Here is a 12,394-nt window from a genome sequence, read left to right as displayed (position 1 = left end):
ATTGATGGTTGGCGGCTATGGAATAAGGAAACATAGAACGGGAGTTATTCTATCGAATAGACACTTTATCTTAGTAACCCTTCAAATGGCGGAACAGCAGAATCGCGGTGACACCGATTATTAGTCCACACATCAGCGAAAGCGCGGCCATGTATTGCCCGTTCGTATATACGACAGCGATAGTGGAGAGCAAGACGATTCCCAGAAATTTCACAATCGTCTTAGGACCGGACCATTGTTCAATTCTGGGTCCCACAGTCAGGCTAATTACAGCGAGAATGAATCCGAGAACTATCCCGGGCGAGTAGAGAATAATTGACTGAATCATGGTCATCGGTGTACTCCTGTTAGTTAGTAATACACCGTCTGCTATTGTGTCTTTTCGTGGATACTAAGAGGGAGATGGACCCCCACAGTGGTGGTAGATTAGACTACGATGAAAACTGGATCTTTCCACATATGACCTTGATACGTACCAACGCCGATACCATCACCAACACTTGGATGGTGATGGTCATCAACTAAAACATCGATCCTGGGGTAATCTACCCCTGGTGTGTCGGTGTCGTTCACGATGAACGAAAACGTGTCGTCAGTGAATAAGCTCAGAACTTCCCCTGCGATAACTCCCGCCAGAAAACCCCAGCCACCTGATAGACTTAGCCCGATAAGACCGGTCGTGTTTAGTTAGGCAGATTCAGTCGAATGGGGCGGCGACGTCGGCGTTACCGAAAGCCCCCTCGCGCTCGTGGCCTACACCTCGCTGTCGTAAGCAAGACGCGAAGCGTCTTGCGGGATGACGAAAGGCGCGTCGCGCCTTTCGAACCACACCCGCCCTTCGGGCGTGCTTGCGTCGGTTCGGCTCACGACCGCTCGGCCCCTTTCGAATTCCCACCCACAAGCGGTTGACCGGCCAGCTTTCGCTTAACTAAACACCGCCCCCAGGACGGACCGTATACTTATCACCCTGGAGCCGTTACCGCGAGTTGACCGGTGGTTCCGAAACCGGTCTCGTTGTCGATACCGGGCGTCGACGATACCCCCTTCCCCCCCTTTCCCCCATCGTCGACGTCCGCTCTTTACGTTTCGACGCTTACTGCTCCGCGAGCGCGTCCGTCGCGTTCTCGACCGCCGCCTCGCGCTTCGCCGGATACGCCTCCACTTTCGCGCGCAACACGATGCCGTCGCCGAGCCGACTCGCCCCCCGGTAGGCCTCCTGCTTGTCGAAGTGCACGTAGAACTCGCAGTTCTCCGTCACGCGATTCCGCACCTGCTCGCGTACCGTCTCCAGATCCGCGCCCTCGCGAATCGCGTCCAACACCACCCGCATCCCGTCCGCGTTCTCCACGCGCGCCGACAGAATCAGGATGCGGTCGCCGTTGTGCCCCGTCGTCTCCGACGCCTCCAACTCGAACTCCTCCGGCAGGAAATGCCGGAGCGCGCGCTCGACCCGCTCGACGTCCTCCGTCTCGTACGCGAACGCCCGCAGGTCGATGTAGTGGAACGGAACGCTAGCCATTACTCCTCGATAACACCGCGAGCAGTAAAAGGACCGCGTCCCCCGGTCGCGTGTGCAGTGGGTCTCGCCGACTGCCTCACGCCTCGCTATCGCTCGCTTCGAACTAGCTGTGGCTCGCGGGTCGTTCCTCCCCGCTCGCTCGTTCGGTGGCTCTCGCTCGCTAGCGCTCGCTCCGAGCCACCTACGCGATATCCCGGGAGGTGTCGATCCGGACGCGGTCGCCGAGGTTGAGTTTGATGGTCTCGCTGAGGGCGCGGCCGCCGCGGAGTTTCGGAATGGAGATGCGGGTTTCGACGTCGCTCGCGGTGACCGTCTGGCGGAGGTCGATGACGACGTCGGCCATGTGTTCGGTGGTGTCGCGGAGTTCGGGGCTGTGGTCGCTCTTCAGGCAGTGGAGGATCGCGACGCTGTTCGTGTTCCGCATGTGGTTCTGGAGTTCGGAGAGGAAGGTCTGGTAGCGGCTGCGTTCGGTGCGTTCGAGGGCGTCGGCTGGATCGATGATGAGCGTCGAGCCTTCGGGGACGTTGCGGAAGGCGCGGCGGCCGGTGTCGAGGGGTGCGCCCTCGGGGAGGAAGGTGAGCTCGGGTGCGTTGGCGGGGACGGCGGAGGATTCGAAGGCGTCGGCGACGGCGGACTCCGTGCGGTCGGCGGTGAGGTAGTAGGTGGGGCGGGGGATGGAGAGCTCGTAGAGGAGGAGTTCGCCCTGGCTCGCGGGTGGGTCCTGATAGGCGACGACGCTCCCGGCGGGGAAACCGCCGTCGAGCTCCCTGTCGAGCACGTCGATCCCCGTGGGGAGCCGCTCGGCCATGCTCCTAGTCACGGCTCGGTCGTAGTTAAGGATTCGGCCCGAGGAACCCCGATATACCGTCGTAAACTGTCCGAGCGGCCGAAATTTTCATTAGGCGGGTAGCTTCGGGGACCGCGGCGAGGACGGGTGCGTCGAACGCCCGCGCGAGCCGGTCGGGGACGGTGTCGGTCTTCGTGACGAGCACGCCGGCGACGTGCGTGTCGAGCGCGCGCGCCATCGCCGCGGTCTTCACGGTGTCCGCGACGGCGTGTCGGGTTGGCGTCGTGACGAGGAGTGCGCGGTCGGCGGCGCGGAGCGGCGCGACGGCGTCCGGGCCCGCGCCGGCCGGGCAGTCGACGAGGACCGACGCGTTCTCGTCGACGGCGAGTGTGTCGAGGGCGTCCGCGACGGGTGCGCCGGGCCGGGCGGGCGCGACCCAGACGCCGGGCGTCCCCGGTGCGGGTCGCGCGACGGCCCGGGGGTCGCGGCCGGCGGCGAGCGCGCGCACGCCTTCGCCCGCGTCGACGCCGGCGACGAGGTGGAGGTTCGGCGCGTCCGCGTCGGCGTCGACGGCGAGGACGCGGCGGCGTTGTCGGCCGTAGGCGGCCGCGAGCGCGAGCGTCGTCGTCGTCTTCCCGGTGCCGCCCTTCCCACCGGCGATAGCGAGCATACCCGCGTCTCGCCGCGGCCTCGGCGATAAAGGTTCGTGGGCGCTTCGGGAGATTCAAGGCGGCTCCGGCCACGAGGATAGATAATGCTTGGGCGTAGCCTCCTGACCGCGAAACAGCTCTCACGGGAGGACATCGAGACCGTCCTCGACCGGGCGAGCGAGTTCGCGGCCGACCCGTCTGCCGCGGGCGACCGACACCCGGGGAAGCTCCTCGCGCTCTGTTTCTTCGAGCCGAGCACGCGGACGAAGATGAGCTTCGAGACCGCCGCGAAGCGCCTCGGCGGCGACGTCATCGACATGGGCTCAGTCGAGTCCTCCTCCGTGAAGAAAGGCGAGTCGCTCGCTGACACCGTCCGCGTCATCGAGGGGTACGCGGACGGCATCGTCCTCCGCCACCCGAAGCAGGGCGCAGCGAAGATGGCGGCCGAGCACGTCGACGTCCCGCTCGTGAACGCGGGCGACGGCGCGGGCCACCATCCGAGTCAGACGCTCCTCGACCTCTACACGATTCGGGAGAACGCGGGCCTCGACGACCTCACCATCGGTATCATGGGCGACCTGAAGTACGGACGAACGGTCCACTCGCTCGCGCACGCGCTCACGAACTTCGACGTCCGCCAGCACTTCATCAGCCCGCAGAGCCTGAAACTCCCGCGGAGTGTTCGCTACGACCTCCACGAGGCCGGCGCGCACGTCCGCGAGCACGAGGAGTTAGAAGCCGTCCTCCCCGCGCTCGACGTGCTCTACGTGACGCGCATCCAGCGCGAGCGCTTCCCGGACGAAGACGAGTACCAGAAGGTCGCCGGCCAGTACCGCATCACGCCGGAGACGCTCGACGACGCGAAGGACGACGTCGCCGTGATGCATCCCCTCCCGCGGGTCGACGAGATTTCGGCCGCCATCGACGACACCTCGAACGCGACGTACTTCGACCAGGCGCACAACGGCGTCCCCGTCCGCATGGCGCTCCTCGACAGCCTCCTCCAGACCGATGACTGACACAGACACCGAACTCCGCGTCAACAAGATTCGCTCCGGCACCGTCATCGACCACGTCACCGCCGGCGAAGCCCTCCACGTCCTCGCCATCCTCGGCATCGACGGCACCGGCGGCGAGACGGTGAGTCTCGGGATGAACGTCCCGTCGAAACGCCTCGGGAAGAAGGACGTCGTGAAAGTCGAGAGCCGCGAGCTCAGCCAGGGGGAACTCGACGTGCTCTCCCTCATCGCGCCCGACGCCACCATCAACATCATCCGGGAGTACGAGGTCGTCGAGAAGAACCGCGTCACCCGCCCCGCGGAGGTCGTCGGCATCCTCCAGTGCCCGAACCGCGAGTGCATCACGAACGCCGGCGAACCCGTCGACACCGACTTCTCCGTCCTCGACGACGGCGTGCGCTGTGAGTACTGCGAGACCATCATCCGCGACGACCTCACCGCCCACATCGACGTGTAGCGGTCGCGCGACCGCCGCTCGCATCGCCGCTCGCATTCTCGCGTACACTCTCGCTCACATCCCCGAAGACGTATAGGGGAGGCGAACACTCACTCGGATATGGCCCGCTCCATCGTGAAAGTCGCCGTCGCACTGCTCCTGATCGCCCTCATCTGGAAGGTCCTCGTCGGCGAGGACGCCGAACCCGAGGACATCGACCGCATCGACTAGGAGAGTTTCTCGAAAATCGCCGCGACGTCGTCGTGTTCGTCGATGGCCGTGACGGCGTCGTCCAGACGGCGTTCGCGTTCCGCGATCCGTGTCTCTAGCTCCCGGTAGTCCGTGGACGCCGCGAGCTCGCCGTCGGCGTTGGACGTGCGGAGCGTGGCGCGTTTCGTGACGAGCGCGTAGTAGTCGCGGAACGCGTCGTCGTAGCGTCCGCGCCGCCGGAGGCGTTCGACGAGGTCGGTGAGGTCGCTCCGCGTCGCTGGTTTCACGAGGTAGTCGTCGAAGGGGAGCGCGGCGTCGTCGGCGTCGGGTTCGACGCCGGTGACCATGGCGACGGGAACGGTGTAGCCGTCGTCGCGGATGGCTCTGAGGACGTCGCCGCCGGAGGCGTCGGGGAGGTTTCGGTCGAGGAGGATGGCGTCGAGGCCGTCGTGGACGCTCGCTCGCGCGGTCGCGGCGTCGGTCGCCGTCGTCACGTCGTATTCGGCACCGAGCCAGACGGCCATGGCTTCGGCGAGCGCTTCGTCGTCTTCGACGACCAGGATCTCGGGGTTCTCGTTCGGCGTCACGTCCGACTGCGAGTTCGACATGGATTCCCCTGATAGGTCTGCCCGTGGGGGGCTGTCACTATGCACACAGACGGCGCTGGGACCTCTTAGCACTTACTATCGTCACGTCCGCCGACATGTGTGTCGCGGGTGAAAACGAATCGTGCGCCGCCGTCCGCGCTCTCCTCGACGCGCGCAGTCAGACCGTGGGCGTCCGCGATCTCCTCGACGATGGCGAGGCCGTATCCCGTGCCGTCGTCGCGCGTCGTGAACCCCTGTTCGAAGACGGCGTCGCGGTCGGATTCGGGGATACCGTCGCCGTCGTCCTCGACCGCGAACCCGCCGTCGACGGCGGCGAGGCGAACGGTGGACGCGCCGTGGTCGCAGGCGTTCCGGAAGAGGTTCTCGAAGAGTCGGCGCAGGCGCTCCGGGTCGCCGGCGAGTTCGTCGGGGTCGGTGTCGACGACGAACGTCACGTCGGCCGCACCGGACGTCTCCCAGGCCTCCCGTGCGATGGCTGCGGGGTCGACGCGCTCCGGCTCGTCGAGGGCGCGCCCCGCGGTGGCGAGCGTACGCAGGTCGTCGACGAGGGTTTCGAGGCGGTCGTGGGCAGCGTCGACGTCGTCGAGGCGGTCGGGGTCGTCCCGGGCGATGTCGAGGTAGGTTCGCGCGGTCGCGAGCGGCGTGCGGAGGTCGTGGACCGCCTGCGCGACGACGTGCTCGTCGACGGCCGCGTCGCTCGCGTCCCGCATCGTGACGACGAACCCGTTCACGCGGCGGTCGGCACGGCGGTCCGCGACGCGCACTGACGCGCGCCGCCACTCGCCCTCGCCGTCGCGGAGCCGGACGACGACCGAGCCGTCCGAGTCACCGTGCTCGGCGGCCGCGCGGACCGCGTCGGCGTCCGCGTCGTGGACCACGTCGAAGACGGAGTCACCGACTGCGGTCGCGGGTGCGAAGTCGGCCGCGGCGGCGTTTCGGTAGCGGACCGTGTAGTCGCCCGCGAGGAGGAGCGTCGGGTCCGGCGAGGACTCGACGACCGGGCCGAGCGGCGTCCCGGCGTCGGTGAGCGCGCGGATTCGGTCGCGAAGCGCCGCGTCCGCGTCAGTGAGGCGTTCCGCCGAGACGTACTCGGTCGCCCCGGCGCGCGTCACTTCTGCTGCGGCCTCGGCGTCGTCGGCGTCCGTGTACGCGAGCACCGGGAGCGCGGGGTCGCGGTCGCGGACCGCGCGCAGCACGTCGAGGCCGTCCCCGGACGCCGGGTCGACCGCGCAGACCACGCAGTCCACCCTGCTCGCGGCGAGCGCGTCCACGACACCCTCCACGGAGTCGGCGGGTTTCACCGTCACCCCGAACCCGGACGGGTCGAACGACGGCGAGGACGCCCCCGTCCGCGCGTGAACGACGACAGACATCGGAATGACACGTAGTCCGTCAGCCGGCGGTATAACGTTTTCCAGAGAAGCGAATCGCTTACCCCGACCGCACCCCAAGTAGAATCTATGTACGGCGTCGTCACGCGGAACGCCGAGGAACTCGACTGGGCGGAGTTCGACACGGGCTTCTACGAGGTCAAGGACGTCACCGGCCGCCACACCGACCCCGTGCCGAACGCCGTGAACATGGTCTCCTGCTTCGGCGACACCGCCACCGCCGAAACCGACCCCGACCTCGTCCCCGTCGACGCCGACGGCAACCGCGCCACCCGCGACAGCACCTTCTTCGACTGGGGCTACATCTGCCCGAGCGCCGGGCACTACAAGAACGGGCTCCTCGAAGTCGTCAAAGCCTGCGCGGACGCCAACGACGACGTCCGCCTCGACGACGTCGGCTTCCCCCGCGACGGATACTGCCGCTGCGACCGCTGCGAAGACACCTTCGCGGAGAGCGAGTTCGACGACTGGCAGGCGTGGCGAGCCGACGTCATCACCGAGTTCGTCGAGGAAGCCGACAAACGAATTCCTGGAAAGCTCTACCTCACCCTCTACCCCGACCCCTACCCCGGTCACCTCTACGAGCGCGCCGGCCTCGACCTCGACGCCCTCTCCGAGTACGTCGACGAGTTCGTCGTCCCCATCTACGACACCGCCTACGGCACCACCTACTGGCTCGAAACGCTCTGCCGCGGCTTCCGGGACGCCCTCGACATCCCGTTCTCCGTCGAACTGTACGCTGTCGACCCCGACGTCGAAAACCTCATCCACGCCGCCGAAGTCGCCGGCGAATACGCCGACGACGTCTACTTCGGCTACCACGCCTCCAACGCCCGCGCCGCCCTCCGCCGCATGGACGCCGAGACGAGAGACGGGAAAGAGTGGAAGTGACGTGGTTCGGAGGGACGACGCGGTTCGGAACGACCGGAGTTCGCGTGAGTGAGGCGGGACGCGAGCCAGCGCGATTGACAAACGATGAGGAGTGAGAACCGCGTCGAGGCGAGCGGTCGGTGCGGCGTCGGCGACGTGGTCGGAGGCGGAGCGCTGCGTGAGTGAGTCGGGTGGAAATCGGATATCACGCCACTTTTCTCCGGGGTGGTCTAACGGGGAGGTATGAGCTTCGAAGAAGGCGACCACGTCGTCCTGCACGACGAGCACTCCGAGTACGACGGCGAGACCGGGAAGATCACGCAGAAGGTCGAGACGATGTTCGGCGACGCGAACTACACCGTGTCGTTCGACGACGGGCAGGAGGCCGGCGTCCCCGAGGACAACCTCGAGGAAGCCGACGTCGACGAAGAGTAACGAGAGTCGCGGCGAGCCGACGGTTTTTGCGGTCCGTACGCTGGTGGAGTGTCAACGCCGGAGGAGACGGTTTCGTGTGTCCCGTGGCGCGAGGTCTCCGGACGGTGTTTCCGTCAGGCGCGGAGGCGGCGGTTGCGCCACTGGACGAGGGTGTCGCGGTCGCGGGTGTCGCGGGGGAGGTCGGTGAACCAGCGGGCGGCGCTGATCTCCTCGTCGGGGTCGTCGGGGACGGGTGATTGGTCCGTGGTCGCTTCGAAGACGGGGAGGACGCCGGTGGTCCGGTAGTCGCCGCTCTCGATGGTGAGGCGGGTGAGGATGGCGAGGCCGTCGTAGGTCGCGTCGACGCCGGCTTCCTCGCGGAGTTCGCGCTCGGCGGCTTCGCGGTAGGATTCGTGGGATTCGACGCCGCCGCCGGGGAGGACCCAGAGGTCGACGCCGGTGTGGCGGACGAGGAGGAGGTCGCCGTCGGGACGGTAGACGAGGGTGTGTGCGCCGAACGGCGCGCCGGTGGCGTCGATGCGGTCGACCAGCGTCTCGAAGTGGCCGCGGGAGACGCGCTGAGTGCGTTCGCGTTCGGTGAAGTCGTCGTAGCGCTCGCGCAGGTCGTGATAGGCCTGCTCGCCGCGCTGTGCGGACTGCTGGGCGCGGTACCAGCGGTCGTCAACGCGCATCGTCGGGACCCCATTTCTCGAACGCGTTCACTGAACGATGCCCGACCGTCGGCGTGGTGTAGATTCTCATACCACGATATTGGGCGAGGAATCGGATAACCGTTCGGACAGCGGCGACCGGTGGCGTGGTCGACGAAACTCCGCGGCGGACGCGACGGCCGTCGCTGTCGGTCGTGTCGCGAAAGAACGTGAACAGTCGGAGGTCGGGTGGTTTACTCGAGGTCTTCGGCTTCGAGCTCCTCGGCGATTTCGTCGGCGTCGACGTCGGCGTCTTCGAGGGCGTCCTCGAGGTCACCGAGGTCCTCGCCGCCGCCCATGCCGCCCATCATACCGCCCATCCCGCCCATCATGCCGCCCATGCCGGAGCCGTCGATGATCTCCTGGACGATGACGCGGTCGATGCCGGTCTGCTGCATGACCTGCTGGAGGATCTGCTGTTTGCCCATCATCCACTGCTGGTTGAACTGGAGCTGCGGGTCGGATTCGATGTAGAGCGTCTCCTGCTCCACCGTCTCCGTCTCGGGCTCCTCGTCCTCGTCCTCCGCGGGGACTTCCTCCTCGACCTCGTCGGTCTCGATGTGCATGTCGAGTTCGACGTCGAAGTACATCGAGATCATGCCACGGGCCTTCTCGAGGGTGTCCGTGACCTCGTCGACGATCTCGTACTCGTACTCGATGTCCTCGCCGGCGAGGGCGTGGTTGAAGTCGACGCGGGCGCGGCCGCCGATGATGGTCTCGACGTGGCCGTGCTCGCCGTCGATGTCGACGTGCGCGCCGGGGTAGCGGGAGTCCTCGGGGATCTTGTCCGCGCTCACGGTGCGGACTTCGGACTCGTCGTACTCGCCGAACGCGTCGGCGGCGGGGACGACGACGCTGCCGTCGTCGCCGATCTCCTTCCCGATGATGTCCTCTTCGACGGGTTCGAAGATGTGGCCCTCGCCGAGCACGATGGTGCGCGGGGAGAAGTCGCGGTCCTCGACGTCGACGTCGGCTTCCTCGGCCACTTCCTTGTCGGTGGTGTCGACGAGGTCGCCGTCCTCGACGGTTCGTGCGGTGTACGCGAGTTTGATGAAGTCGCCGCGCTGGAATCCGGTCTCTTCCTCGGCCGCTTCGTCGGCCTCGGTCTCGTCGGCCACGTCGGCCTCTTGGTCGTCACTCATACACCAATGGACAGTCGTTCCACCCTTAAGAATCACGTTTCCGCCGCGCGAGCTACCGGTGGTCGTCGAGGTCGCAGAGGACTGACGCGTTGACGGTGAGCCACGTGGTCGTCCGGTCGGCTTCCGGGAGGTCTCGCGGGTAGACCGTGCAGCGGTCGGGGCCGGTGACGCCGGATTCGACGACGGCGGCCAGTGCATCCGCGTCCGGGTCGACGAGGTGGGACTGCGTTGACATCGGCTCGACTATGTATCGTCCCGTGTGGATTATGAAGGTCGCTATGAGGGATAGGGAGAGCTATAGAGCCGCGCGGTTCCGGGCGGTTTATCCAATCGGTCCGCGACCCACGACTATGTACGAGGTCGAAGTGAAAGTCCCCGCGGACCACGACGAGGTCCGCGCGGCGCTCGCGGACACGGACGCCACCGAATCCGACACCGTCCACCAGTCAGACACCTACTACAACGCGCCTCACCGCGACTTCGAAGCGACCGACGAGGCGCTCCGCATCCGACGCGTCCGCTTCGAGGACGACACGGAGCGCACGGAGGCGGCGCGCGTGACGTACAAGGGCCCGAAAGTGGATACGAAGTCGAAGACGCGCCGCGAGATCGAGGTGGGCGTCGGCGACGGCGACGACATGGGCGCGATTCTCGAAGCCCTCGACTTCGACCCCGCGGCGACCGTCAACAAGACGCGCACCCACTTCGACTTCAAGGGGTACACCGTGACGCTCGACACCGTGGAGGGCGTCGGCGAGTTCGTCGAAGTCGAACGGGAGTCAGGGGACGTCGAGTCCGCGCGCGAGGGCGCGTTCGACGTGCTCCGCGACCTCGGCCTCGACCCCGAGAGTCAGGTGACGACGTCCTACCTCGGCCTCCTCCTCGAATAACTGGTAGGTATACTCACAGTCCGTGTGGTTCCGGAAGGTTATAGGCCGGGCGAGCGCCAAGAGCGAGTATGACTGAGCGGAACATCCGCGTGCAGACCCTCGACCGCGGCGCGGTCGAGGACGAGGCCGTCGAAATCGTCGAGCGAAAGGGCATCGGCCACCCCGACTCCATCTGTGACGGCATCGCCGAGCGCGTCTCCCGAGAGCTCGCCCAGACCTACCTCGACCGCGTCGGGAAAGTCCTCCACTACAACACGGACGAGACGCAGCTCGTCGCCGGGAACGCCGCGCCGGCCTACGGCGGCGGCGAAGTCGTCGAACCCATCTACATCCTCATCGTCGGCCGCGCGACGAAGTACTACGTCGACGACGACGGCGTCGAACACCACATCCCCGTGGACTCCATCGCGCTCGAAGCCGCGCGCGACTACCTCCGCGAGCACTTCCCCGACCTCGACCTCGAAACGGACGTCATCGTCGACGTGAAACTCGGCGAAGGATCCGGCGACCTCCAAGACGTCTTCGGCGAGGACGGCAAGCAGGTCCCGATGGCGAACGACACCTCCTTCGGCGTCGGCCACGCGCCCCTCACCGAAACCGAGACGCTCGTCCTCGAAACCGAACGCTACCTCAACCGCGCGTTCCACGACGACCACCCCGGCATCGGTCAGGACGTCAAAGTCATGGGGAAACGCGAAGGCGACCAGATCGACCTCACCGTCGCCGCCGCCGCCGTCGACGCCTACATCGACGGCCTCGACGACTACGAAGCACTCGTCGGCGACATCCAGTCCGCCGTCCTCGACCTCGCCGACGAATACACCACGCGCGACGTCTCCGTCCACGTCAACACCGCCGACGACTACGAAGACGGCTCCATCTACCTCACCACCACCGGCACCAGCGCCGAACAGGGCGACGACGGCTCAGTAGGAAGAGGAAACCGCGCCAACGGCCTCATCACCCCCAACCGCTCCATGAGCATGGAAGCAACCAGTGGAAAGAACCCCGTCAACCACATCGGGAAGATCTACAACCTCCTCTCCACCGAAATCGCGCACTCCGTCGTCGACGAAGTAGAGGGAATCCGCGACCTCCGCGTCCGCCTCCTCTCCCAGATCGGCCGCCCCATCGACGAACCCCACGTCGCCGACGTCCACGTCGTCACCGACGACGACACCGCCATCGCCGACGTCGAAGCCGACATCCAAGCCATCGTCGACGACGAACTCGCCAACGTCACCGACATCACCCAACGCGTCATCGACGGCGAACTCTCTACCTTCTAACGGACCTTTTTATTGCGAGCGCCCGGCGTCGCCGGGCGCTCGATAAAAAGCTCCACCAAAAGCCCTGCGCGACCCCTCTGGGGTCGCTTGGGCCTCGCGCTATCGCGCGAGTGAACCGCTCCGCTCGGGCTCTTCGAGCCGCTCGCTCGCGGACGCTCAACGCTCGTTCGTTTCACCTGCGATAGGAAATTCTCACCGTTCAGTACAGGGTGGGAGGTTACCGGAAGAGTCCTGCGTCACTCCTTCCCGTCGGGATTCATCTGCGGTCATGGAGCTACGGTTCAGTTCCCATTGCTCGATTTGTTCATATCTGCTCCCAGACCGATGCCTGCAGCTGCGACGCCCGTTGCGAGAAACATGAGGGGAACCCGAAACTCGCCGAGCGGGAGGTCGGCGTGAATGGCGAACGGCGGAATACCGACAAGTAACAGAACACATAGCAGTCGATGTACGGTGTCT

Annotated in this window: 14 protein-coding genes; 6 read left to right on the top strand and 8 right to left on the bottom strand. The window is 66.1% G+C overall.

Annotated elements, in window-relative coordinates:
• Positions 1-1,093: 1,093 nt before the first annotated feature.
• From IEY26_RS05070 to IEY26_RS05060, 3 genes are all read right to left on the bottom strand, one after another.
• A complete protein-coding gene (locus IEY26_RS05070) occupies positions 1,094-1,519 on the bottom strand; it encodes an RNA-binding protein (protein WP_188976467.1) in 426 nt (141 codons plus the stop codon).
• A 181-nt stretch (positions 1,520-1,700) separates the two neighbouring features.
• On the bottom strand, positions 1,701-2,327 hold the full coding sequence (locus IEY26_RS05065) for an RAD55 family ATPase (protein ID WP_188976465.1): 627 nt from the start codon (positions 2,325-2,327) through the stop codon (positions 1,701-1,703).
• 25 nt (positions 2,328-2,352) lie between these two features.
• Positions 2,353-2,976 carry a MinD/ParA family ATP-binding protein gene (locus IEY26_RS05060; protein ID WP_188976463.1) on the bottom strand — a complete coding sequence of 208 codons (624 nt, stop codon included), beginning with the start codon at positions 2,974-2,976 and terminating at the stop codon, positions 2,353-2,355.
• An 84-nt stretch (positions 2,977-3,060) separates the two neighbouring features.
• Between IEY26_RS05060 and pyrB the strand changes: the two genes are divergently transcribed.
• Together pyrB and pyrI are read left to right on the top strand one after the other, a co-directional pair.
• A complete protein-coding gene (gene pyrB / locus IEY26_RS05055; RefSeq protein WP_188976461.1) occupies positions 3,061-3,975 on the top strand; it encodes an aspartate carbamoyltransferase in 915 nt (304 codons plus the stop codon).
• Positions 3,968-4,432 carry an aspartate carbamoyltransferase regulatory subunit gene (gene pyrI / locus IEY26_RS05050; protein ID WP_188976459.1) on the top strand — a complete coding sequence of 155 codons (465 nt, stop codon included), beginning with the start codon at positions 3,968-3,970 and terminating at the stop codon, positions 4,430-4,432. Before pyrB ends, pyrI begins: the two co-directional genes overlap by 8 nt.
• A 206-nt stretch (positions 4,433-4,638) precedes the next feature.
• Here pyrI and IEY26_RS05045 read toward each other — a convergent pair whose 3' ends face one another.
• Both IEY26_RS05045 and IEY26_RS05040 read right to left on the bottom strand, forming a co-directional pair.
• Entirely contained in the window at positions 4,639-5,229 is a 591-nt protein-coding gene (locus IEY26_RS05045) for a HalX domain-containing protein (RefSeq protein WP_188976457.1), read from the bottom strand.
• Positions 5,230-5,294: 65 nt separating this feature from the next.
• Positions 5,295-6,602: an ATP-binding response regulator gene (locus IEY26_RS05040; RefSeq protein ID WP_188976455.1), complete on the bottom strand. Its 1,308-nt coding sequence runs from the start codon at positions 6,600-6,602 to the stop codon at positions 5,295-5,297.
• 87 nt (positions 6,603-6,689) lie between these two features.
• Between IEY26_RS05040 and IEY26_RS05035 the strand changes: the two genes are divergently transcribed.
• Positions 6,690-7,511 (top strand): hypothetical protein, encoded by an 822-nt coding sequence (locus IEY26_RS05035; protein WP_188976453.1) that lies wholly within the window; start codon positions 6,690-6,692, stop codon positions 7,509-7,511.
• Between the two features lie 222 nt (positions 7,512-7,733).
• Positions 7,734-7,925 carry a DUF1918 domain-containing protein gene (locus tag IEY26_RS05030; protein WP_188976451.1) on the top strand — a complete coding sequence of 64 codons (192 nt, stop codon included), beginning with the start codon at positions 7,734-7,736 and terminating at the stop codon, positions 7,923-7,925.
• 113 nt (positions 7,926-8,038) lie between these two features.
• On the opposite strand, the gene IEY26_RS05025 is transcribed toward IEY26_RS05030, so the two are convergent.
• The 3 genes from IEY26_RS05025 to IEY26_RS05015 all read right to left on the bottom strand — a co-directional run bounded on the left by IEY26_RS05025 (position 8,039) and on the right by IEY26_RS05015 (position 9,991).
• Positions 8,039-8,596 (bottom strand): NUDIX hydrolase, encoded by a 558-nt coding sequence (locus IEY26_RS05025; protein WP_188976449.1) that lies wholly within the window; start codon positions 8,594-8,596, stop codon positions 8,039-8,041.
• Positions 8,597-8,808: 212 nt separating this feature from the next.
• Positions 8,809-9,756 carry an FKBP-type peptidyl-prolyl cis-trans isomerase gene (locus IEY26_RS05020; protein WP_188976447.1) on the bottom strand — a complete coding sequence of 316 codons (948 nt, stop codon included), beginning with the start codon at positions 9,754-9,756 and terminating at the stop codon, positions 8,809-8,811.
• A gap of 52 nt (positions 9,757-9,808) precedes the next feature.
• A complete protein-coding gene (locus IEY26_RS05015; RefSeq protein ID WP_188976445.1) occupies positions 9,809-9,991 on the bottom strand; it encodes a DUF7511 domain-containing protein in 183 nt (60 codons plus the stop codon).
• 115 nt (positions 9,992-10,106) lie between these two features.
• On the opposite strand from IEY26_RS05015, the gene cyaB reads away from it, so the two are divergent.
• Together cyaB and IEY26_RS05005 are read left to right on the top strand one after the other, a co-directional pair.
• Complete coding sequence (gene cyaB / locus IEY26_RS05010) at positions 10,107-10,646, top strand: class IV adenylate cyclase (RefSeq protein ID WP_188976443.1); 540 nt, start codon at positions 10,107-10,109, stop codon at positions 10,644-10,646.
• 68 nt (positions 10,647-10,714) lie between these two features.
• Complete coding sequence (locus IEY26_RS05005) at positions 10,715-11,935, top strand: methionine adenosyltransferase (protein WP_188976441.1); 1,221 nt, start codon at positions 10,715-10,717, stop codon at positions 11,933-11,935.
• The last annotated feature ends 459 nt before the right edge of the window (positions 11,936-12,394 follow it).

The organism is Halocalculus aciditolerans, from assembly GCF_014647475.1.
Taxonomy (GTDB): Archaea; Halobacteriota; Halobacteria; order Halobacteriales; family Halobacteriaceae; genus Halocalculus; species Halocalculus aciditolerans.
Note: the sequence above shows the minus strand (reverse complement) of the source record. Positions and strands in the feature narration are given on the sequence as shown.